This is a genomic window from Pseudomonas sp. C6002, assembly GCF_013385805.1.
Lineage (GTDB): Bacteria > Pseudomonadota > Gammaproteobacteria > Pseudomonadales > Pseudomonadaceae > Aquipseudomonas.
This window is the reverse complement of sequence record NZ_JACAPH010000018.1, coordinates 43,094-62,631: the sequence shown is the minus strand read 5'-3', so window position 1 is coordinate 62,631 and position 19,538 is coordinate 43,094. Positions and strand designations below refer to the sequence as shown.

General features: G+C 61.1%; 20 protein-coding genes. 8 read left to right on the top strand and 12 right to left on the bottom strand.

Features of this window, described 5'->3' with window-relative positions; all coding sequences use genetic code 11:
• Positions 1-3 precede the first annotated feature (3 nt).
• Together bamC and dapA are read right to left on the bottom strand one after the other, a co-directional pair.
• Positions 4-1,119 carry an outer membrane protein assembly factor BamC gene (bamC, locus tag HX817_RS12660; RefSeq protein ID WP_102604223.1) on the bottom strand — a complete coding sequence of 372 codons (1,116 nt, stop codon included), beginning with the start codon at positions 1,117-1,119 and terminating at the stop codon, positions 4-6.
• Between the two features lie 17 nt (positions 1,120-1,136).
• Positions 1,137-2,015: a 4-hydroxy-tetrahydrodipicolinate synthase gene (gene dapA / locus HX817_RS12655; RefSeq protein WP_003211981.1), complete on the bottom strand. Its 879-nt coding sequence runs from the start codon at positions 2,013-2,015 to the stop codon at positions 1,137-1,139.
• Between the two features lie 261 nt (positions 2,016-2,276).
• On the opposite strand from dapA, the gene HX817_RS12650 reads away from it, so the two are divergent.
• Positions 2,277-2,837 (top strand): glycine cleavage system protein R, encoded by a 561-nt coding sequence (locus HX817_RS12650; RefSeq protein WP_003172487.1) that lies wholly within the window; start codon positions 2,277-2,279, stop codon positions 2,835-2,837.
• 10 nt (positions 2,838-2,847) lie between these two features.
• The gene (locus HX817_RS12645) at positions 2,848-3,321 is read left to right on the top strand and encodes a peroxiredoxin (protein ID WP_003211984.1); all 474 of its coding nucleotides are present in this window, start codon (positions 2,848-2,850) and stop codon (positions 3,319-3,321) included.
• Positions 3,322-3,454: 133 nt separating this feature from the next.
• Here HX817_RS12645 and HX817_RS12640 read toward each other — a convergent pair whose 3' ends face one another.
• Together HX817_RS12640 and HX817_RS12635 are read right to left on the bottom strand one after the other, a co-directional pair.
• A complete protein-coding gene (locus HX817_RS12640) occupies positions 3,455-4,525 on the bottom strand; it encodes an AI-2E family transporter (RefSeq protein WP_003211986.1) in 1,071 nt (356 codons plus the stop codon).
• A gap of 40 nt (positions 4,526-4,565) precedes the next feature.
• On the bottom strand, positions 4,566-4,805 hold the full coding sequence (locus HX817_RS12635) for a sulfurtransferase TusA family protein (protein WP_003211989.1): 240 nt from the start codon (positions 4,803-4,805) through the stop codon (positions 4,566-4,568).
• Positions 4,806-4,900: 95 nt separating this feature from the next.
• Here HX817_RS12635 and HX817_RS12630 point away from each other — a divergent pair, with 95 nt between their 5' ends.
• Entirely contained in the window at positions 4,901-6,334 is a 1,434-nt protein-coding gene (locus HX817_RS12630; RefSeq protein ID WP_003211991.1) for a M48 family metalloprotease, read from the top strand.
• 67 nt (positions 6,335-6,401) lie between these two features.
• Here HX817_RS12630 and HX817_RS12625 read toward each other — a convergent pair whose 3' ends face one another.
• From HX817_RS12625 to rpoE, 4 genes are all read right to left on the bottom strand, one after another.
• Positions 6,402-7,841, bottom strand: coding sequence for a DegQ family serine endoprotease (locus tag HX817_RS12625; protein ID WP_003211993.1), 1,440 nt, complete (start codon positions 7,839-7,841; stop codon positions 6,402-6,404).
• Positions 7,842-8,084: 243 nt separating this feature from the next.
• Positions 8,085-9,041, bottom strand: coding sequence for a MucB/RseB C-terminal domain-containing protein (locus HX817_RS12620; RefSeq protein WP_003211995.1), 957 nt, complete (start codon positions 9,039-9,041; stop codon positions 8,085-8,087).
• 16 nt (positions 9,042-9,057) lie between these two features.
• A complete protein-coding gene (locus tag HX817_RS12615) occupies positions 9,058-9,645 on the bottom strand; it encodes a sigma-E factor negative regulatory protein (protein ID WP_003172479.1) in 588 nt (195 codons plus the stop codon).
• A gap of 31 nt (positions 9,646-9,676) precedes the next feature.
• On the bottom strand, positions 9,677-10,258 hold the full coding sequence (rpoE, locus tag HX817_RS12610) for an RNA polymerase sigma factor RpoE (protein ID WP_003172477.1): 582 nt from the start codon (positions 10,256-10,258) through the stop codon (positions 9,677-9,679).
• Positions 10,259-10,726: 468 nt separating this feature from the next.
• On the opposite strand from rpoE, the gene nadB reads away from it, so the two are divergent.
• Positions 10,727-12,343 (top strand): L-aspartate oxidase, encoded by a 1,617-nt coding sequence (nadB, locus tag HX817_RS12605; RefSeq protein ID WP_003211997.1) that lies wholly within the window; start codon positions 10,727-10,729, stop codon positions 12,341-12,343.
• On the opposite strand, the gene HX817_RS12600 is transcribed toward nadB, so the two are convergent.
• Positions 12,312-12,764 carry a protein YgfX gene (locus tag HX817_RS12600; RefSeq protein WP_008437845.1) on the bottom strand — a complete coding sequence of 151 codons (453 nt, stop codon included), beginning with the start codon at positions 12,762-12,764 and terminating at the stop codon, positions 12,312-12,314. The two genes, nadB and HX817_RS12600, sit on opposite strands and share 32 nt — an antisense overlap.
• On the bottom strand, positions 12,748-13,002 hold the full coding sequence (locus tag HX817_RS12595; protein WP_003212000.1) for a succinate dehydrogenase assembly factor 2: 255 nt from the start codon (positions 13,000-13,002) through the stop codon (positions 12,748-12,750). The genes HX817_RS12600 and HX817_RS12595 overlap by 17 nt, the downstream gene beginning before the upstream one ends.
• Before the next feature lie 139 nt (positions 13,003-13,141).
• Between HX817_RS12595 and HX817_RS12590 the strand changes: the two genes are divergently transcribed.
• Both HX817_RS12590 and HX817_RS12585 read left to right on the top strand, forming a co-directional pair.
• The gene (locus HX817_RS12590) at positions 13,142-14,083 is read left to right on the top strand and encodes a folate-binding protein YgfZ (protein WP_177040324.1); all 942 of its coding nucleotides are present in this window, start codon (positions 13,142-13,144) and stop codon (positions 14,081-14,083) included.
• Positions 14,084-14,119: 36 nt separating this feature from the next.
• On the top strand, positions 14,120-14,941 hold the full coding sequence (locus tag HX817_RS12585) for an HDOD domain-containing protein (protein ID WP_177035873.1): 822 nt from the start codon (positions 14,120-14,122) through the stop codon (positions 14,939-14,941).
• Here the strand turns inward: HX817_RS12585 and HX817_RS12580 are convergent, their stop codons facing one another.
• Positions 14,942-16,327 carry a sensor histidine kinase gene (locus HX817_RS12580; RefSeq protein WP_003212006.1) on the bottom strand — a complete coding sequence of 462 codons (1,386 nt, stop codon included), beginning with the start codon at positions 16,325-16,327 and terminating at the stop codon, positions 14,942-14,944.
• On the bottom strand, positions 16,320-16,991 hold the full coding sequence (locus HX817_RS12575) for a response regulator (RefSeq protein WP_003212008.1): 672 nt from the start codon (positions 16,989-16,991) through the stop codon (positions 16,320-16,322). Before HX817_RS12575 ends, HX817_RS12580 begins: the two co-directional genes overlap by 8 nt.
• Positions 16,992-17,227: 236 nt before the next feature.
• On the opposite strand from HX817_RS12575, the gene HX817_RS12570 reads away from it, so the two are divergent.
• The gene (locus HX817_RS12570) at positions 17,228-18,508 is read left to right on the top strand and encodes an OprD family porin (RefSeq protein WP_008437839.1); all 1,281 of its coding nucleotides are present in this window, start codon (positions 17,228-17,230) and stop codon (positions 18,506-18,508) included.
• A 28-nt stretch (positions 18,509-18,536) separates the two neighbouring features.
• Positions 18,537-19,523, top strand: coding sequence for a tripartite tricarboxylate transporter substrate binding protein (locus tag HX817_RS12565; protein ID WP_166742143.1), 987 nt, complete (start codon positions 18,537-18,539; stop codon positions 19,521-19,523).
• Positions 19,524-19,538: the final 15 nt, after the last annotated feature.

Below are 19,538 nucleotides of genomic sequence, written 5' to 3'. Positions count from 1 at the left end.
GGATCAGCCCAGGTTGTCCTGAATCACGCCCAACACTTTGCGCGCCACTTCTGCCGGCGCCACGGTGTTGATGTTTTTCTCGACGGTGACTTGCACGCTTTCGCCTACCTTGCTCAAACGAACCTGGTAACGCTCGGCGCGGGTCTCGATCTCTTCCTTGGTCGGCTTGCTGCCGAACAACTTGCTGAAGAAACCTGGCTCGTCGTCTTTCTTCTCGGCTTTTTCGGCCAGGTTGATGTAGTACAGGCCCAGGCTGCGGTTGATGTCTTCAACGCGCCATTCGCCGTGCTCCAGCGCGCGGCCGACACTCGACCAGGCGCGGTCCAGGTCTTCACCCAGGTTGAGCACCACGTTGCCGCTGCCGTCTTCGCTGAGGCTGACGCGGCTAGGTGTGTCAAAGCTACCGGCGGCGAGCAGGGAGACGGAACCGCCCTTCTCGGAAATACGGCTCATGCTGGCGAGCATTTCGTCGACCAGGGCAGCGTCCACGCCGGTGTTGACCGAACGTGGGGTGAAGTCGACGTTGGCGGTGCTGCCGGCAGGACGCTCGGCGCTGACTACGTAGACTTCACTGGTGTTGCGTTGCACGCCTGGCTCGATACGCACGCGGATGCGGGCTTCGCTGTCATTGGCTACACCACCGGCCTGCAGGCGCTTGGCCATGGATGCCGACAGTTCGCTGGTGTGCTGCCACGCGGTGGTGAATTCACCGGTCTGCGGGCGTTGTTCGTCAATGCGGAAACCGTTGTCCTGGAAGAACTGCACGGCCACCGGCCAGACTTCGGCAGGTGGGCGCTGGGCCATGACCCAACGGGTGTCGCCGCTCTTCTGCAGGCTGTAGTCGCTGGCATCGGCCACGGCCGACAACGGCTGTGGACGCGGCACTTCGTATTCACCCTTGACGGTGTCGTCGGCCACGTTGCGCGGAATCGGCAGCAACGGGTCAAGGCGCTTGGCGACATTGACGTCCGACGGCAATTTCATCGGGGCGGTTTGTTGGGCTTCCAGGTAATCGCTACCGCGGTCGCGGAAGTAGCCTTCCGGGCCCCAGATCCAACCGCAGCCACTGGTGCTGGAGATAATCAAGGCAAGTGCGGAAAGTCCGGCCAATCGCTTCATGCGTAGTGCTTCCTCAATTAAACCAGGACGCCGGACTGGCGCAGGGCCTGTCGCAGCGGTTCGTGACAGGCTTCGCTGAGCCAGGTGAGCGGCAGACGGATACCGTCCGGCATCAGGCCCATCTCATGCAGCGCCCATTTCACGGGGATAGGGTTGGATTCGATAAACAGGGTTTTGTTGAGCGGTGCCAGTTGTTCGTGGATCGCCCGGGCCTTGACCGCATCACCGGCGATGGCCGCGGCACACAGCTCGCTCATGGCGCGCGGTGCAACGTTGGCAGTCACCGAGATGTTGCCTTTGCCGCCCAGCAGGATCAGCTCGACCGCCGTGGCGTCGTCACCGGAATACACCAGGAAGTCGCTGCTGACGCCGGCCAGGATGTCCTTGGCACGCTGCAGGTCACCGGTGGCTTCCTTGATACCGATGATGTTCGGTACGGTGGACAGGCGGATCACGGTCTCGGCCTTCATGTCGCAGGCGGTGCGACCGGGTACGTTGTAGAGGATCTGCGGGATATCGACTGCTTCGGCAACGGCGCGGAAGTGCAGGTACAGGCCTTCCTGGGTCGGCTTGTTGTAGTACGGCGTCACCAGCAGGCAGGCATCGGCGCCGGCTTTCTTGGCGTTGCTGGTCAATTCGATCGCTTCGCGGGTCGAATTGGCGCCCGTGCCGGCGATGACAGCAATGCGCCCTGCAACGCGCTTGACCACGAACTCGATCACTTCGATGTGTTCTTCCACATCCAGTGTGGCCGATTCACCTGTGGTGCCGACCGCCACGATGGCGTTGGTGCCCTCTTGCAGGTGGAAGTCCACCAGTTTGCCCAGGCTGTCCCAGTCGAGATTACCTTGTGCATCCATGGGTGTGACCAGTGCCACCATACTGCCCGCAATCATGCAACCGCTCCTGCCGGAAAAAGAGAGCGGTAATGGTACTGGCGCCAAGATGCTTGTACAAGCGAAGTACCGCCTGAGGATGCGTTCTGGATCAACTTAGTTCGCGGCAGCGCCATCATTCTGCCAAAGCGGGGTTTGATGAAGCTGATTACGTAATGAAAACGCCACCTCCTAGCCCTTGGCGATGGTTTTCGCTACCCTTCATCCTTTGATTGATACCGCTTGCATCGTATCGACCGCTCATCGCTTTAGGAAGGCTGCATGTCCACCCCCACAGTCCGCGAACAATTCCTTGTCATCAGTGCCCTCGGCGCCAACCCCATGGAGCTGACTAACGTCCTGTGCCGCGCCAGCCATGAAAACCGCTGCGCCGTCGTGACCTCCCGCCTGACCCGCCATGGCGAGTGCAGTGCGCTGGTCCTGCAGATTTCCGGGACCTGGGATGCCCTGGCCCGCCTTGAAACCGGTTTACCGGGTTTGGCGAAGAAGCATGACTTCACGGTCAACGTGGTGCGCAGCGCCGCCCTGGAAAACCGTCCGCAGGCCCTGCCCTACGTGGCCTATGTCAGTTCGGCCTACCGCTCGGACATCGTCAACGAGCTGTGCCAGTTCTTTATCGACCACAACGTCGAGCTGGAAAACCTGACCTGCGACACCTATCAGGCTCCGCAGACCGGCGGCACCATGCTCAACGCGACCTTTACCGTGACCTTGCCGGCCGGCGTGCAGATCAGTTGGCTGCGCGACCAGTTCCTGGATTTCGCCGATGCCCTGAACCTCGACGCACTGATCGAGCCTTGGCGCCCACAGAACCCTATGTAAGGAAGTCTTCATGTCTGTAGTGATCGACCAACCGGTAGCCGACTTCGAAGCCCAGGCCACCAGCGGGCAAACCTTCAGCCTCGCCGGGCTCAAGGGCAAGCAAGTGGTGATCTACTTCTACCCGAAAGACAGCACCCCGGGCTGCACCACTGAAGGCCAGGGCTTCCGTGACCAGCATGCTGCGTTCAAGGCGGCCAACACCGAGGTGTTTGGCGTGTCCCGGGACAGCGTGAAGTCCCACGAGAACTTCAAGGCAAAGCAGGAATTCCCCTTTGAGCTGATCAGCGACAAGGACGAAGCGGTTTGCCAGCTGTTTGATGTGATCAAGCTGAAGAAGCTGTATGGCAAGGAATACCTGGGTGTTGATCGCAGCACCTTCCTGATCGACAAGAATGGCGTACTGCGCCAGGAATGGCGCGGTGTGAAAGTGCCGGGCCATGTGGATGCAGTGCTCGAAGCGGCGCAGGCGCTGAACCAGGCTTGATTCACCTGCTGGCTTTGAAATAGCTATCGCAGCCAAGCCAGCTCCCACCTGTGATCATTGTTCGACAGGACAACTCAGTCAATGTGGGAGCCGGGCTTGCCCGCGATGAGGCCATGCACCGGCACCACAAATATCAGAGTAACGGCGCTACAACAGGCTCCTGCCGAGGCCAGGCATCCAGCACCGCCTTGAACAGCGTCGCCAGGGGAATCGCAAAGAACACCCCCCAGAAGCCCCACAACCCGCCAAACAACAACACCGCACAGATGATCGCCACCGGATGCAGGTTCACCGCCTCGGAGAACAGCAGCGGCACCAGCACGTTGCCGTCCAGCACCTGGATGATGCCGTACACCGCCATCAGGTAGATGAACTGATCACTCCAGCCCCACTGGAACAGCGCGATCAACATCACCGGCACCGTCACCACCACCGCGCCAACGTATGGCACCACCACTGAAACACCCACCAGCAGCGCCAACAGGGCAGCGTAGTTAAGCCCCAGCGCGACAAAACCGATGTAAGTGACGCCACCGCAGATAAAAATCTCGATAACCTTGCCGCGGATGTAGTTGGCAATCTGCCGGTTCATTTCCTCGGCGACCCGGGTAATCAGCGCACGCTCACGGGGCAGATAGCCACGCACCCAGCGACCGATCATCTCGCGGTCCTTGAGGAAGAAAAACACCAGGATCGGCACCAGTACCAGGTAGATCATGATGTTGACCAGCAGCGGCAAGCTCGAAAGGGAAAAGGTCAGCGCCCATTGTCCGAACTTTCCGATTTCGCCGCGAGCCACCTCAATGGCCTGCAGGACCTGCTCGTCCGACACCAGGTGCGGATAGCGCTCAGGCAACAGCAGCAGCAATGACTGCCACTTGGCGAGCATGCCCGGTAGCTCGTTGAACAAGGTGATCAACTGGTGCCACAGCAAAGGCACCACGATCACGATAAATACCAGCAACAGCCCCATGAACAAGGCAAACACTAGACCCACCGCTGCCCCACCCGGCAAGCGCAGACGCTCCAGGATGGAGACCAGGCCTTGCATCAGGTACGCCAGCACCATCCCCGCCAGTACCGGCGCCAGCATGCCGCCCAAAGTGAGCACGGCCGTAAAGGCAAGAAACAGCAGGACGGCCAGCACCACGGCTTCTTCGTCGGAGAAGTAGCGCTGAATCCAGTCACGTAACACTTTGAACATCAATAAACCTCAGGCGATAAGGACAGCATATTCAAGCGATTCAGGCCTTGCGCAACCAGTAACGATAGACGCCCGCTTCGTCTTCTTCATGCAGCAGGGTGTGGCCGGCCAGCTTGGCAAACGTACGAAAGTCCCGCTGGGAGCCAGCGTCCGTGGCGATCACCTTGAGCACCGCGCCGCTGGCCAGCCGATTGAGCTCCAGCTTGGCCTTGAGCAAGGGCAGCGGGCAGTTAAGGCCACTGGCATCCAGTTCGGCATCGAAGGCTACAGCGTCGGTCATGGTCTAACTCCGGGTGGGCGTCGAGGGCGCTTAGAATATCTGGTCCGAAGCTCAGTGTCCGGCTACAGTAAGCTCTTTGTCGAAAGGCTTTGTGCATGACTTTTTTGCGCCCTACCCTGCTGACGCTGGCTTGCCTGCTTGCCTCTCCAGGCTTCGCCGACGACCTGCCGTCACTTGGCGACGCCAGTTCTGCCATTGTCTCGCCAAAACAGGAATACGATCTGGGTCGGGCATGGCTGGCCTACCTGCGTGGCCAGGTCTCGCAACTCAACGACCCGCAGCTCAAGGATTACGTCGAATCCAGCGTTTATAAGCTGGTGGAAACCAGCCAGGTCAATGACCGGCGCCTGGAATTCATTCTGATCAACAGCCCGCAGTTGAACGCCTTTGCCGCACCGGGTGGCATCGTCGGGGTCAACGGCGGCCTGTTCCTCAACGCCCAGACCGAAGGCGAATATGCCTCGGTACTGGCCCACGAATTGGCTCACTTGTCCCAACGTCACTTCGCACGAGGCGTGGAAGCACAGCAGCGCATGCAGATCCCGATGATGGCTGCGCTGCTCGGCGGCATCATCGCTGCCGCCGCTGGCGCAGGCGATGCGGGCATTGCCGCGATCGCCGGCAGCCAGGCCGCCGCGATCCAGGAGCAACGGCGCTTTTCCCGGCAAAACGAGCAAGAGGCTGACCGCATCGGCATTCTCAACCTGGAGAAAGCCGGCTACGACCCACGGTCCATGCCAACCATGTTCGAGCGCTTGATGCGCCAGTACCGTTTCGATGCCAAGCCGCCTGAATTCCTGCTGACTCACCCGGTAACCGAATCGCGGATCGCCGACACCCGCAACCGTGCGGAGCAAGCCAAGCTGGGTGGCATTGAGGACAGCCTGCGCTATCAACTGATCCGTGCTCGAGTGCAACTGTATTACGAAGACACCCCGGGGCTGGCCGCCAAACGTTTCCAGGCCCAGCTGGATGAAAATCCGAAGAACGATATCGCGCGTTATGGCCTCGCCATCGCTCAGATCAAGGGTGCCCAGTTCAACCTGGCCCGGGAAAACCTCAAGCCGCTGCTGGCCAAGGCGCCCAACGACATCACCTACAACCTGGCGCAGATCGAGCTGGACATGACCAACAATCGCCTGCCGGATGCCCAGCAGCGTACGGACCGAATGTTGACGCAATATCCAGGCAACTATCCGCTGAACCAGGTTCGTGTGGATCTGCTGCTCAAGCAGAACCGCAACGCTGACGCGGAAAAAGCCCTGGAAGGATTGTTGAAGTCTCGCCCGGACGATCCGGACGTCTGGTACCAGGTTGCGGAAACCCGTGGCTTGTCGGGCAATATCATCGGCCTGCACCAGGCCCGCGCCGAGTACTTCGCGCTGGTGGGAGATTTCAAGCAGGCCATCCAGCAATTGGATTTCGCCAAGCGTCGCGCCGGCAGCAACTTCCCGCTTTCGTCACGTATCGACGCACGCCAGCGTGAACTGATCGACCAGGAACGCATGGTCAAAGACATGATGGGCTAAACCTTTCAGCCACAAAAAAGCCCCGCTCTCGAACATCGAGAGCGGGGCTTTTTATTGGACTAGCGGATTACTCGGCCAGTTTGAAGGTAATGAAGCTGGCACGCCCCTGACGCAGGACGCGCATCGACACCGAACGGTTCTTCGGCAGCGCCTTGGCGATGTCGGTGAACTCTTTGGTGGAGTTGATAGCCTGGTTGTTCAGGTGGGTGATGACATCACCTGGTTGCAGGCCGATCAGGGAGGCAGGACCGTCCTGGACTTCCTTGATCACTACACCGCTCTTGAGGTCGAAGCTCTTTTTCTGTTCGTCGGTCAACTCGACTACAGCAATGCCCAGGCGATTGCTGCTGCGCTCGGCACCTGGCTTGCTGTTGCCCAGCGCATCCAGCGCCGCGCCTTCTTCCGGGATAGCACCGACGGTCAGTTCGACGTTCTGGCGCTTGCCGTCACGAATCACTTCCAGCTTGGCCTTGCTGCCGGCCTTGAGCGCGCCCACCAGGTGTGGCAAGTCCGCAGACATGACGATCGGCTGGCCGTTCATGCTCAGGATCACGTCACCGACTTGCAGGCCACCTTTGGCAGCAGGGCCATCGTCCTGGATCTGCGCGACCAGGGCACCGGCCGGCTTGTCGAGACCGAAGGATTCAGCCAGGTCCTTGTTCACTTCCTGGATCACCACGCCCAGCCAGCCGCGGCTGACTTTGCCACCGGTTTTCAGCTGGTTGGATACGTCCATGGCCACATCGATCGGAATCGCGAACGAAACGCCCATGAAACCACCGGAGCGGGTGTAGATCTGCGAGTTGATGCCAACGACTTCACCCGCCAGGTTGAACAACGGACCGCCGGAGTTGCCCGGGTTGATCGGCACGTCGGTCTGGATGAACGGCACGTAGTTTTCGTTCGGCAGGCTGCGACCGATGGCGCTGACGATACCCTGGGTCACAGTATGGTCAAAACCAAACGGCGAACCGATGGCGACGACCCATTGGCCGGCTTTCAGGTCCTGGGATTTGCCCAGTTTCAGCACCGGCAGGTCCTTGCCTTCGATTTTCAGCAGGGCCACGTCGGAACGTGGGTCGGTGCCCACCAGCTTGGCTTTCAGCTCACTGCGGTCCGCCAGGCGCACCAGGATCTCGTCGGCGTCGGCAATCACGTGGTTGTTGGTGAGGATGTAGCCGTCAGGCGAGATGATGAAGCCCGAGCCCAGGGACTGGGCCTCACGCTGGCCGCCACCACCGCCACGCGGCGTGCGCGGCTGGGGCATGCCGCGTTCGAAGAACTCCCGCAGCATCGGCGGCAGGCCTTCCAGGTCGGGCATCTGCTGGTTGGAGACCTTACGATCCGGCAGCTTCTGCGTAGTACTGATGTTCACCACGGCAGGCGACGCCTGCTCCACCAGTTGGGTGAAGTCAGGCAGCTCGGCCGCTTGCGCGGTAACCGCCTGACCCAGCACCAGCACCGTGGCGACTATGGATAGGTAAGACTTCAAACGTGGTATCGACATACAGCTCCCGTTACGACGAGCAGGGTTGAGCGACAGGGTTCAATAAACGCCGAAAACTGCGACCGACATTTTTGTTCCGCGAACAAAACAAGGCCAGGGCCGTTAAGCCCTGACCTATAAAAAACATAGGGGATATTAGCAAGTGAAAAAAATGATCCAGACATTTCATGCTCTCGGCAGAGGCAGGCATCGACTATCTCCTGCGCAACATTGAAATATCAGGATGAACATAGGATTAACAACTCAAGGCTTGGCGGGCACGGTGCCACTGCGTAGTGACAGCGCAATTCGCTCGGCGGTGCCAATCGGGATCTCGCCGACGACGGTCACCATCACCTCGCCTTCCAGGGTATTCAACCGCCGTGAAACGGCGACTGTCGGGCCCAACTGGGTGCGGGTCTCGTTTACGGTCGCACCGTTAAGCGGCTCCAGGAATACCGAAAAACGCGCCAGACCATCGTCATACATCAGACTGCTGACGGTTACCTTGGTGTGGGAGTCTTTATGGGCACTGCTGTTGACCAGCTGAAAGCCTGGTGGCAACCAGTCGAGGCGCCAATCCTGAGGGATCTCGACCTCCGGGGCCTTGGCGTTGGTCACCGCCACCGGCGTGCATTCGCCACTGGGCTGCAAATCACGATCGTCAGGCACCGATGTATTGAGCTGGGTGAACTGGAAACGCTCCAGCAACTGGCCCTGGTCGTTAAGCAACAATGACTTCAATGGCAGCGCAGTTTCACGATCCAGATGCAGCTCAAAACCATAACGGTATTGATCGCGGGGGGTCACGGAGACGATCACCGCATTCCGACCGGCCACGCGCGATTTGCCGATGACGGCAAGATCGTAGAACGCTTTGAGTTTTTGCGGATCAAGGGTACGCGCAGAGGTATTGGGGGAGCCCCCAAGCCCGGCAACCAGCGTGCCGCTCACGCATTGGGTACGGCCATCGACGCGCAGGACTTCCTGGGCAGAACCATCGAGCTGCAAAAGCCGCTCACGGACCTGACCATTCTGGACACGATGCCAGATGTCATGGGTAGAAAAACTACCGTTACGCTCGTAGATGAAGGTGCCCTGAAAGCTTTGCTGCTGCTCCGCCCGCCCAAGACGCGTCAGCCAGTCTTGGGCTTCATCGGCATGGGCGGGGACTGCAAACCAGCCACTGAGCAAAAGCGCAAGGAGCGGTATGGCGCGCATAAAGCTCCTTGGCGGACTAGCGGTTTTCCAGGCTTGCAGCGCGAGCGTAAGGCAGAGCGCTTTCAGTGCCTTTCAAGGCCGATTCCTGTGCGTGTTGGCGCAGGTAGCCTGGAAGACGCTGATCCTGCCAGCCGGATTGCCCTTGAAGTACACCGTTGGCCATAGGCCCGGTGGTATCGGAGCTTTCCTTGTAGCCGGCCAGTACGGCTGGACCCTTAACCTGCGGGCCGGCCATGACCGGTTGCTGGGTCTGCTGGGCCAGTTCGGCACCGGCGATTTCGTCCTGGTTGTACAGGCGAACACCTGCCAATACAGCGACGGTCACCGAAGCAGCGACTGCCAGACGGCCCAGGCTACGCCAAGGACCGCGAGCAGCTTTTGCCGGAACGGCTTCATCAGCCAGTGCAGCAGAAACGGCCGCAGCAATATCCAGACGAGGGATTAGAAGATCCTTGTGCATCACCGCCCGAGCGACTTGGTAACGAGACCAGGTATCACGGGTTTCGGCATCATCAAATGCATTAAGCACTCGACGAAGTTCCAGTTCATCCGCTTCGTTATCCATCACTGCGGACAGCGATTCCTGCAGGGCATCACGACTCATGGCGGTTCCTCTCTTGGCTGTCGCCGCTGTCTCAGTTTTCCTGCAACAACGGCTGCAGGGCTTTATCGATGGCTTCCCGAGCCCGGAAGATCCGGGAGCGTACGGTACCCACCGGACATTGCATGACGCTCGCAATGTCTTCGTAACTCAGACCATCGAATTCACGTAAAGTTAACGCCGTACGCAAATCTTCTGGCAGTTGTTGAATAGTGCGATGGACGGTTCCTTCGATCTCGTCGCGCAGCAATGCACGCTCCGGCGACTCGAGATCCTTGAGGCCGTGATCACCATCATAAAATTCAGCATCTTCCGAACTAACATCACTATCCGGCGGGCGGCGACCGCGAGAAACCAGATAGTTCTTCGCCGTGTTAATGGCGATGCGATACAGCCACGTGTAAAACGCACTGTCACCGCGGAAATTACCGAGTGCACGGTACGCCTTGATAAAGGCTTCCTGTGCAACGTCCTGCGCTTCATGGGTGTCGTGCACAAACCGCACGATCAACCCGAGAATTTTGTGCTGGTATTTCAGCACTAGCAGATCAAATGCCCGCTTGTCGCCGCGTTGAACGCGCTCGACCAGCTGCTGATCCTCTTCCTGGGTTAGCATGAACACTCCTCGTTGTACTTGAAGGAGGCTTGCATAACTAATCGATCAGGCTTGCAAACATAGACTCGGACTTTTCGCAAAAGTTCTCCCCCTCCAAGCAAGTTTCCGGCGCGCACTGATTTGGCACACACGAAAAACGCAGCGCGGGCAATGCCGGCTGCGCGAATAATCTGTCGCCAGTTTCCTGACGCGCCTGACACAGACGCAGCTCAGCAAATCCAGCGTGTTCCCAGCTTTCGGGCATCCTGCTATTGAGTCGGGGCCTATGCAAAAAGTTCCCATCCTAATCGCTGTCCGTTTCATGAAAGCCGTGCAGTTCGTTGCCCGTAGTCTCACAATGCCACGAATGCCCGGCTATTGTGCCGCTCCCCCCCTCTATATACTAGTGGGCCGTGTCACCCTTTGATTCGCCGATCCAGGCGTCCTGTTTGCGCCCCCCTACGGATCGCTTTTTGCGGAATCCTTCAAATGAGCCAACAGTTTCAACACGATGTCCTGGTGATTGGCAGCGGCGCCGCGGGCTTGAGCCTTGCACTGACCTTGCCGGGCCACCTGCGCATAGCCGTACTGAGCAAGGGCGACCTCGCCAATGGCTCGACGTTCTGGGCCCAGGGCGGTGTCGCCGCGGTGCTCGATGACACCGACACGGTGCAATCCCACGTCGAAGACACCCTGAATGCCGGCGGCGGCCTGTGCAATGAAGAGGCGGTGCGCTTCACCGTCGAGCATAGCCGCGAAGCCATCCAGTGGCTGATCGACCAGGGCGTGCCCTTCACCCGCGACGAACATTCCGGTACCGACGACGGCGGCTTCGAGTTCCACCTGACCCGCGAAGGCGGCCACAGCCATCGGCGGATCATCCATGCCGCCGACGCCACCGGCGCCGCGATCTTCAAGACCCTGCTCGCCCAGGCCCGGCAACGCCCCAACATCGAACTGCTGGAACAGCGGGTCGCCGTCGACCTGATCACCGAAAAGCGCCTTGGCCTGCCGGGCGAACGCTGCCTCGGCGCCTACGTGCTCAACCGGGCCAGCGGCGAAGTCGACACCTACGGCGCGCGCTTCACCATTCTCGCCTCGGGCGGCGCAGCGAAGGTCTACCTCTATACCAGCAACCCCGACGGCGCCTGCGGTGACGGCATCGCCATGGCCTGGCGTTCGGGCTGCCGGGTGGCGAACCTGGAATTCAATCAGTTCCACCCCACCTGCCTGTATCACCCGCAGGCCAAGAGCTTCCTGATCACCGAAGCCCTGCGCGGCGAAGGCGCACACCTGAAGCTGCCCAACGGCGAACGTTTCATGCAGCGCTTCGACCCACGAGCAGAACTGGCCCCGCGGGACATCGTCGCCCGGGCCATCGACCATGAAATGAAGCGCCTGGGCATCGACTGCGTCTACCTGGACATCAGCCACAAGCCTGAAGCCTTCATCAAGACCCATTTCCCGACGGTCTACGAGCGCTGCCTGGCGTTCAATATCGACATCACCAAGGGCCCGATCCCGGTCGTCCCGGCGGCGCACTACACCTGCGGCGGCGTGATGGTCGACCAGAACGGCCGCACCGACGTGCCCGGCCTGTACGCCATTGGCGAAACCAGCTTCACCGGCCTGCACGGCGCCAACCGCATGGCCAGCAATTCGTTGCTGGAGTGTTTCGTGTACGCCCGCTCCGCCGCCGCCGACATCCTTGAACAGCTGCCGCGCATCCCGGTGCCGGCCGCCCTGCCCCGCTGGGACGCCAGCCAGGTGACCGATTCGGACGAAGACGTGATCATCGCCCACAACTGGGACGAGTTGCGGCGCTTCATGTGGGACTACGTGGGCATCGTGCGCACCAACAAGCGCCTGGCGCGGGCGCAGCACCGGGTTCGACTGTTGCTGGATGAGATCGACGAGTTCTACAGCAACTATAAAGTCAGCCGCGACCTGATTGAGCTGCGCAACCTGGCCCAGGTGGCGGAACTGATGATCCGCTCGGCCATGGAGCGCAAGGAAAGCCGGGGATTGCATTACACCCTCGACTACCCGCAAATGCTGCCCGAAGCGCGCGACACTATTCTGGTGCCAACCACCTACGGCGGCTGAACTTCAAGCGCACCCGCAGGCGCCGATGCACATCGGTAGCCTGCGAATCCCGTGGCACGCAGATCGAACGCACCCGCCAGTCACCCTGCACCCGAAAGCGCAGCACCACGATCAACGGCAACGCCAGGCTGTCGGGGCGCAGTTGCACGCTGTGCCAGCCACGCGCGGCGCTCCACAGTTGCCAGCCATCCTCGTCGCGGCGCAGGCCACGGATCGACGAACGGTGAGTCAGCAGGATATGACGCGGCAATACCCAACCGGCATGGGCCAGGCACAACAAGGCGCCAAAGGCTCCGAACCACGGGGACACATCGAGAAACCACAGCGCACCCAGTGCGAACGCCTGGGCGAAAAGATAAGCCGCCAGCAACTGCCCGGAGGCGTGCCAGCGGCATTCGAACGTATTACTTGGGCTGGACACGATCCAGAATCATCCGAACCATGCGCTGCAGCTCCGGGTCTTCCGATTCGGCGCGTTCCATGAACCAGCCGAACATGTCCTGATCCTCGCATTCCAGCAGCTTGCGGTAGCAGTCGCGGTCGACGTCGTTGAGGTGCGGATAGACCTCCCTGACGAACGGTACCAGCAACACGTCCAGTTCAAGCATGCCGCGGCGGCTGTGCCAGTAGAGGCGATTGAGTTCTACATCTTCGACCATGGAGCGCTCCTCAAATAGAGCGCAAGTATACAGGCCGAAGCTGCCTGGAACAGTCGGCTTTGGTCGGCCATACGGAAACTATCCATTTGCCGGGCGCCCCTCTATGATGCACTCATGACTTTTTAACCTGCGATGACCCATGGCTGACTCTGCTTTTTTCTGCCCCCTGTCCCACGAAGGCGTTCTCGCCGTCCGCGGTTCCGACGCTGCCAAGTTCCTCCAGGGACAACTGACCTGCAACCTTAACTACCTGAGTGACACCCAGGCCAGCCTGGGCGCGCGCTGCACCCAGAAAGGGCGCATGCAGTCGAGCTTCCGCATCCTGCTGCAAGGCGATGGCGTGCTGCTGGCCATGGCCACCGAACTGCTGGAGCCACAACTGGCGGACCTGAAAAAGTACGCCGTGTTCTCCAAATCCAAACTCACCGACGAAAGCGCTGCCTGGGCGCGTTTCGGTGTGTCGGATGCCGATCAGGTACTGGCCGGCCTCGGCCTCCAACTACCCGCCGAGACCGACAGCGTGGTGCGCAGCGACGACTTGATCGCCATCCGCGTATCGCCGGGCCGTGCCGAACTCTGGGCCCCCGCCGCCCAAGCTCAAACCCTGCACGGCCAACTCGCCGCACAATTGAACGAAGGTGAACTGAACCAATGGCTGCTGGGCCAGATCCGTGCCGGTATCGGCCAGGTCATGCCCCAGACCCGCGAACTGTTCATCCCGCAGATGCTCAACCTGCAAGCCGTCGGCGGCGTCAGCTTCAAGAAAGGCTGCTACACCGGCCAGGAAATCGTCGCGCGCATGCAGTATTTGGGCAAACTCAAGCGTCGCCTGTATCGTCTTAGCCTGAATGCCGGCGAGCTGCCTGAGCCCGGCACCCCACTGTTTTCCCCGAATCACAACAGCGCCATCGGCGAGGTGGTGCTTGCCGCCCGTGCCGATCAGGCGATTGAACTTCTAGCGGTGCTGCAAGCCGAAGCAGCAGAGAGTGGCGATGTGCATGTGGGCACGCTGGAAGGCCCGGGCCTTCAGCTGCTCGACCTGCCCTACCAGCTGGACCGTGATCGCGAGATCCAGCGCTGATCGTCGTACCTTTTTGCTACACCCTAGAGATCTTGAATGAACAAGCTGGCGGAAAAAGTCCAACAGGCGTTGGTTGTGGCCATCGATAACGATGACCTGGTTCTGCCAACGCTGCCGGAAGTGGCCCTGAACATTCGCCAGGCCGCCGAAGACCCGGACATCAGCATCAGCCACCTGAGCAAAGTGATCGGCCGCGACACCGCCTTGTCGGCACGGCTGATCAAAGTGGTCAACAGCCCGCTGTTGCGCGCGACCCAGGAAGTCACCGACCTGCACACCGCCATCACCCGCCTGGGCACCAACTACAGCAGCAACCTGGCGATCGGCCTGGTGATGGAACAGATCTTCCACGCCCGTTCCGAAGTGGTCGAACAGAAGATGCGCGACGTCTGGCGGCGCAGCCTGGAAGTGGCCGGCGTGAGCTATGCGTTGTGCCGCAACCACAGCCAGTTGAAGCCTGACCAGGCGGCGCTGGGTGGGCTGGTGCACCAGATTGGCGTGCTACCGATCCTGACCTTCGCCGAAGATCACTATGAACTGCTGTCCGATCCGGTCAGCCTCGATCACGTGATTGAAAGCATCCACCCGTTGCTGGGGGACAAGCTGCTGCGGCGCTGGGACTTCCCGGAAATGCTGGTGAACCTGCCGGCGCAGTACATGAACCTTGAGCGCGACTCCGAGCGCCTGGACTATATCGACCTGGTGCAGGTCGCCGTGTTGTATTGCCACCGCGACACTGACCACCCGCTGGCCAGCGTACCGATATCGACGGTACCTGCGATCAAGAAACTGCGACTCGACCCCTACAGCGACACCTTGCGCGCCGAGCTGGATGAAGCACGGTCAATGTTCTACTGATTACCCCGCGATAAAACTGACCCGCACTTTCAACCCCGCCAACTCTCCGTCATGCAAGCTGATCTGCGCCAGGTGTGCCCGGCAGATCTCGCCAACAATCGCCAACCCCAAGCCCGCCCCCAAGCCCTGCTGGCTGCGCCGATAGAAGCGCTCGAACACTCGGTCCCGCTCATCCAGCGGGATGCCCGGGCCGTCATCTTCCACCTCAAGTACCGCCGGCGCCGTGACCCGCAGGATCACGTTGCCGCCCGGGGGCGTGTGGGCCAGGGCGTTGTCCACCAGGTTGCTCAACAACTCGTTCAACAAGGTGGGCTCGCCCCGCAGCCACACCGGTTCATCCGCCTCCAGCGCCAGGGCCACGCCACGCGCATGGGCCAGCGGCGCCATGGCCATGCCCAGCTCGCGAGCCAACTGGCTCAGGTCCAGCAACTGCGCCCCGCCTTCGGCAATCGCCCGGGCGCCGTTTTCGATGCGCGCCAGCGAGAGCAATTGATTGGCCAGGTGAGTCAGGCGATCAGTGCCCTGGGCTGCGGTTTCCAGGGTGGTGCGCCAGGTAGCCGGGTCTTCGGCACGCAGGCCAAGCTCCAAGCGTGCCTTGAGCGCTGCCAACGGAGTGCGCAGCTCATGGGCGGCATCGGCAATAAACTGTGCCTGGCGCTCGAACTGCCCGCGCAGGCGTTCGGTGAAATGGTTGAGCGCATGTACCAGCGGGCCCAATTCATGCTGCACCTCCACCAGCGGCAATGGCCGCAGGTCATCGGGCTGACGCTCTTCCACGGCCGTGCGCAAGCGCTCCAACGGCCGCAGCGCCGCACTCACGGCAAAGAACACCAACAACAATGCACCGATGGCCAGCATCCCCAGGCGCAGCAAGGTATCGGCCATCAGGCTGCGCGCCATCGCCACCCGCGCTTCGTCGGTTTCGGCCACGCGGATTTCCGCCATGCCGTTCATGTTCGGTTCGGAGACTGCCTTGAGCAGGCTGACCACTCTCACGTTCTGGCCTTGATACCTGGCGTTATAAAAGCGCGCCAGCGCCGGATAGTCATCGGTGCGTGGAGTTCCCGGCGGCGGGCCCGGCAGGTTTTCGTAGCCGGAAATCAGCTTCTGGTGAATATCGTTGACCTGGTAGTAGATCCGCCCGGCGCTGTCGTAGGCGAACGTATCCAGGGCGACGTAGGGCACATCGGCACTCAAGGTACCGTCGCGGTGGGACAGGCCGGCCGCAATGGTCCGCGCCGAGGCCAACAGCGTGCGGTCGTAAGCCGTGTCCGCCGCCTCGCGCCCATTCCAGTAAGCGCTCAAGCCGCTGGCAATCATCAACACCACCAGCAACAGCGCCAGGTTCCACAGCAGGCGCCAGCGCAGGCTGCTGGGCTTATGCATCGCGGGCTTCCAGCAGGTACCCCAGGCCACGGAAGGTGACGATGGCCACAGGCTGGCCATCGAGTTTCTTGCGCAGGCGGTGCACGTAGATTTCGATGGCATCGGGGCTGGCCTCTTCATCCAGGCCAAACACCTGGGAGGCCAGTTGCTCCTTGCTCATCACCCGGCCAGGACGCGCGATCAGCGCCTCAAGCACCGCCTGCTCGCGGGAGGTCAGGGTCAGCAGTTCACCACCCAGGGTGAAGCGCCGCGTATCCAGGTCGTAAATCAGCACGCCACACGCCTGTTGCCGCTCACCGCCCAGCACGCTACGGCGCAGCAGCGCCTTGACCCGGGCCTCCAGCTCCGTCAGTTCGAACGGCTTGGCCAGGTAGTCATCCGCCCCCAGGTTGAGGCCATGCACGCGGTCTTTCACATCGCTGCGTGCGGTCAACATCAACACCGGCAGATTTTTCCCACGGGCCCGCAGGCGCGCCAATACTTCGAAACCGTCCATGCGCGGCAGGCCCACATCGAGAATCGCCACCGCGTATTCCTCGCTGCTCAAGGCCAGGTCCGCCGCCACTCCGTCGTGCAACACGTCGACGGTCAAACCCGTGCTCTTGAGCGCCTGGGCGACACTTTCGGCTAGCTGCAAATGGTCTTCGACCAGAAGGACACGCATGGGTTTTTACCTCGTTCGGGGGTGGTCGGCGCCACGCTTTGCCGGGGAGTTTACAGGCGCGGCCTGCGCTGTGAAGCCCGAAAACATTGAAAGGCGACTGAAAGGTTAGTGAAAGCTTCGCCCTTTAGCATCCAGCCACGGTGGGTTTCGCCTGCCGAGCTATTTCACCCATAGCGCCCGAAAAACGCCTCGAAGCGTTTTCGCCAAAATAAGAACAATAACGGAGTACACCCACGATGCTGCGCACACAGCCGCCTGCTCGTTCTTCTCGTATCACCCAGACCGCCCTTGCCAGTGCCGCCGCCCTCGCCGGCTTTTCCCCCGCAGGCCAGGCCGCCTTTTTCGAGGACAGCACCGCCACCCTCGAAACCCGCAACATGTACTTCAACCGCGACTTTCGCGACGGCACCAGCGCACAACAATCCAAGCGCGACGAGTGGGCCCAAGGCTTCATGCTCAACCTGCAGTCGGGCTATACCGACGGTACCGTCGGCTTCGGCGTGGATGCGCTGGGCATGCTCGGGGTCAAGCTCGACTCCAGCCCCGACCGCACCGGCACCGGGCTGTTGCCGACCCACGACGACGGCCGCGCCGCCAACGAATATTCCAAACTCGGCCTGACCGGCAAAGTGAAGATCTCCGCCACCGAGCTGAAGATCGGCGCGCTGATCCCCGAATTGCCGATCCTCAAGCCCAACGACGGGCGCATCCTGCCGCAGACGTTTGAAGGCGGCCTGCTCAGTTCCAGGGAATTCAAGAACCTGGTGTTCACCGGCGGCCGCCTGAACAAGGCCAAGGACCGCGACGACACCAACTACGAAGACATCGGCCTCAACAACAAGAACAGCCGCTTCCTCAGCGGCGCCACCGGCAAGCATTTCGACTTCGGCGGCGTGGACTACAAGTTCGCCGACAAGATCACCGGCAGCTACCACTTCGCCCAACTCGACGACGTGTACCGCCAGCATTTCCTCGGCCTCGTGGCCTCGCGCCCGATGGGCCCCGGCACCTTCGGCGCCGACCTGCGCCTGGCCGTCAGTGACGACACCGGTGCGGCGCGCGGCGGCAAGATCGACAACACCTCCCTCAACGGCCTCTTCAGCTATGCCCTCAATGGCCATAAGCTCAGCGCCGGTTACCAGCACATGTCCGGCGACAGCGCCTTTCCCTACGTGGACGGTAGCGATCCTTACCTTGTCAACTTCGTGCAGATCAACGACTTTGCCGGCGCCGAAGAACGCTCCTGGCAGGCCCGCTACGACTACGACTTCGCCAAGCTGGGGATTCCCGGCCTGAGTTTCATGAGCCGTTACCTGTCGGGTGACAACATCAAGCTCAAGAACGGCGAGACCGGCAAGGAGTGGGAACGCAACAGCGAGATCCGCTACGTGGTGCAAAGCGGCACGTTCAAGGACGTGGCCGTGCGTCTGCGCAATGCCACCTACCGTTCCAACTATTCGGCCCGTGATGCGGATGAAGTGCGCCTGCTGGTGAGCTACAGCGTCGCACTCTGGTAACAGCAACCTCATAACAACAATGATGGAGATGAACATGACCCTTTCACTGCGTAAATTTGCCCTGACGGCCAGCTGCATGCTGTTCGCCAGCCAACTGCTGGCCGCCGAGCCCAAGCGCCCGGAGTGCATCGCCCCGGCGTCCCCTGGCGGTGGTTTCGACCTGACCTGCAAACTGGCGCAGAGCGCGCTGGTCAACGAGAAACTGCTGAGCAAGCCGATGCGCGTGACCTACATGCCCGGCGGCGTGGGCGCGGTGGCCTACAACGCCGTCGTGGCGCAGCGTCCGGCCGACGCCGGCACGCTGGTGGCGTGGTCCAGCGGCTCGCTGTTGAACCTGGCCCAGGGCAAATTTGGCCGCTTCGATGAAAGCGCCGTGCGCTGGCTCGCGGCCGTCGGCACCAGCTACGGCGCCATCGCGGTGAAAAACGATTCGCCCTACAAAAACCTCGACGATCTGGTCAAGGCCCTGAAGAAAGATCCGGGCAGCGTGGTCATCGGTTCCGGCGGCACCGTCGGCAGCCAGGACTGGATGCAAACCGCCCTGATCGCCAAGGCCGCCGGCATCAACCCGCGTGACCTGCGCTACGTGGCACTGGAAGGCGGCGGCGAGATCGCCACCGCCCTGCTAGGCGGCCATATCCAGGTAGGCAGTACCGACATCTCCGACTCCATGCCGCACATCCTCAGTGGTGACATGCGCCTGCTGGCGGTGTTCTCCGACGAACGCCTGGACGAGCCGGAAATGAAGAACATCCCGACCGCCAAGGAACAAGGCTACGACATCGTCTGGCCGGTGGTGCGTGGCTTCTACCTCGGGCCAAAAGTCAGCGACGAAGACTATGCCTGGTGGAAAGACGCCTTCGACAAACTGCTGGCTTCCGAAGAGTTCGCCAAGCTGCGTGACCAGCGCGAGCTGTTCCCGTTCGCCATGACCGGCCCGGAGCTGGACACCTACGTGAAGAAACAGGTGGCTGACTACAAAGTGCTGGCCAAAGAGTTTGGCCTGATCCAGTAATCGCCCCTCTGTGGG

Bases quoted from the DNA above. Each gene is read 5' to 3' on its own strand.
- HX817_RS12590 (WP_177040324.1), top strand. From the start codon at position 13,142: ATGGCTGACTCTGCTTTTTTCTGCCCCCTGTCCCACGAAGGCGTTCTC.
- HX817_RS12615 (WP_003172479.1), bottom strand. From the start codon at position 9,645: ATGAGTCGTGATGCCCTGCAGGAATCGCTGTCCGCAGTGATGGATAAC.
- HX817_RS12580 (WP_003212006.1), bottom strand. From the start codon at position 16,327: ATGCATAAGCCCAGCAGCCTGCGCTGGCGCCTGCTGTGGAACCTGGCG.
- HX817_RS12565 (WP_166742143.1), top strand. From the start codon at position 18,537: ATGAACATGACCCTTTCACTGCGTAAATTTGCCCTGACGGCCAGCTGC.
- HX817_RS12640 (WP_003211986.1), bottom strand. From the start codon at position 4,525: ATGTTCAAAGTGTTACGTGACTGGATTCAGCGCTACTTCTCCGACGAA.
- rpoE (WP_003172477.1), bottom strand. From the start codon at position 10,258: ATGCTAACCCAGGAAGAGGATCAGCAGCTGGTCGAGCGCGTTCAACGC.
- HX817_RS12625 (WP_003211993.1), bottom strand. From the start codon at position 7,841: ATGTCGATACCACGTTTGAAGTCTTACCTATCCATAGTCGCCACGGTG.
- nadB (WP_003211997.1), top strand. From the start codon at position 10,727: ATGAGCCAACAGTTTCAACACGATGTCCTGGTGATTGGCAGCGGCGCC.
- HX817_RS12650 (WP_003172487.1), top strand. From the start codon at position 2,277: ATGTCCACCCCCACAGTCCGCGAACAATTCCTTGTCATCAGTGCCCTC.
- bamC (WP_102604223.1), bottom strand. From the start codon at position 1,119: ATGAAGCGATTGGCCGGACTTTCCGCACTTGCCTTGATTATCTCCAGC.
- HX817_RS12595 (WP_003212000.1), bottom strand. From the start codon at position 13,002: ATGGTCGAAGATGTAGAACTCAATCGCCTCTACTGGCACAGCCGCCGC.
- HX817_RS12570 (WP_008437839.1), top strand. From the start codon at position 17,228: ATGCTGCGCACACAGCCGCCTGCTCGTTCTTCTCGTATCACCCAGACC.
- HX817_RS12620 (WP_003211995.1), bottom strand. From the start codon at position 9,041: ATGCGCGCCATACCGCTCCTTGCGCTTTTGCTCAGTGGCTGGTTTGCA.
- HX817_RS12645 (WP_003211984.1), top strand. From the start codon at position 2,848: ATGTCTGTAGTGATCGACCAACCGGTAGCCGACTTCGAAGCCCAGGCC.
- HX817_RS12635 (WP_003211989.1), bottom strand. From the start codon at position 4,805: ATGACCGACGCTGTAGCCTTCGATGCCGAACTGGATGCCAGTGGCCTT.
- dapA (WP_003211981.1), bottom strand. From the start codon at position 2,015: ATGATTGCGGGCAGTATGGTGGCACTGGTCACACCCATGGATGCACAA.
- HX817_RS12630 (WP_003211991.1), top strand. From the start codon at position 4,901: ATGACTTTTTTGCGCCCTACCCTGCTGACGCTGGCTTGCCTGCTTGCC.
- HX817_RS12585 (WP_177035873.1), top strand. From the start codon at position 14,120: ATGAACAAGCTGGCGGAAAAAGTCCAACAGGCGTTGGTTGTGGCCATC.
- HX817_RS12575 (WP_003212008.1), bottom strand. From the start codon at position 16,991: ATGCGTGTCCTTCTGGTCGAAGACCATTTGCAGCTAGCCGAAAGTGTC.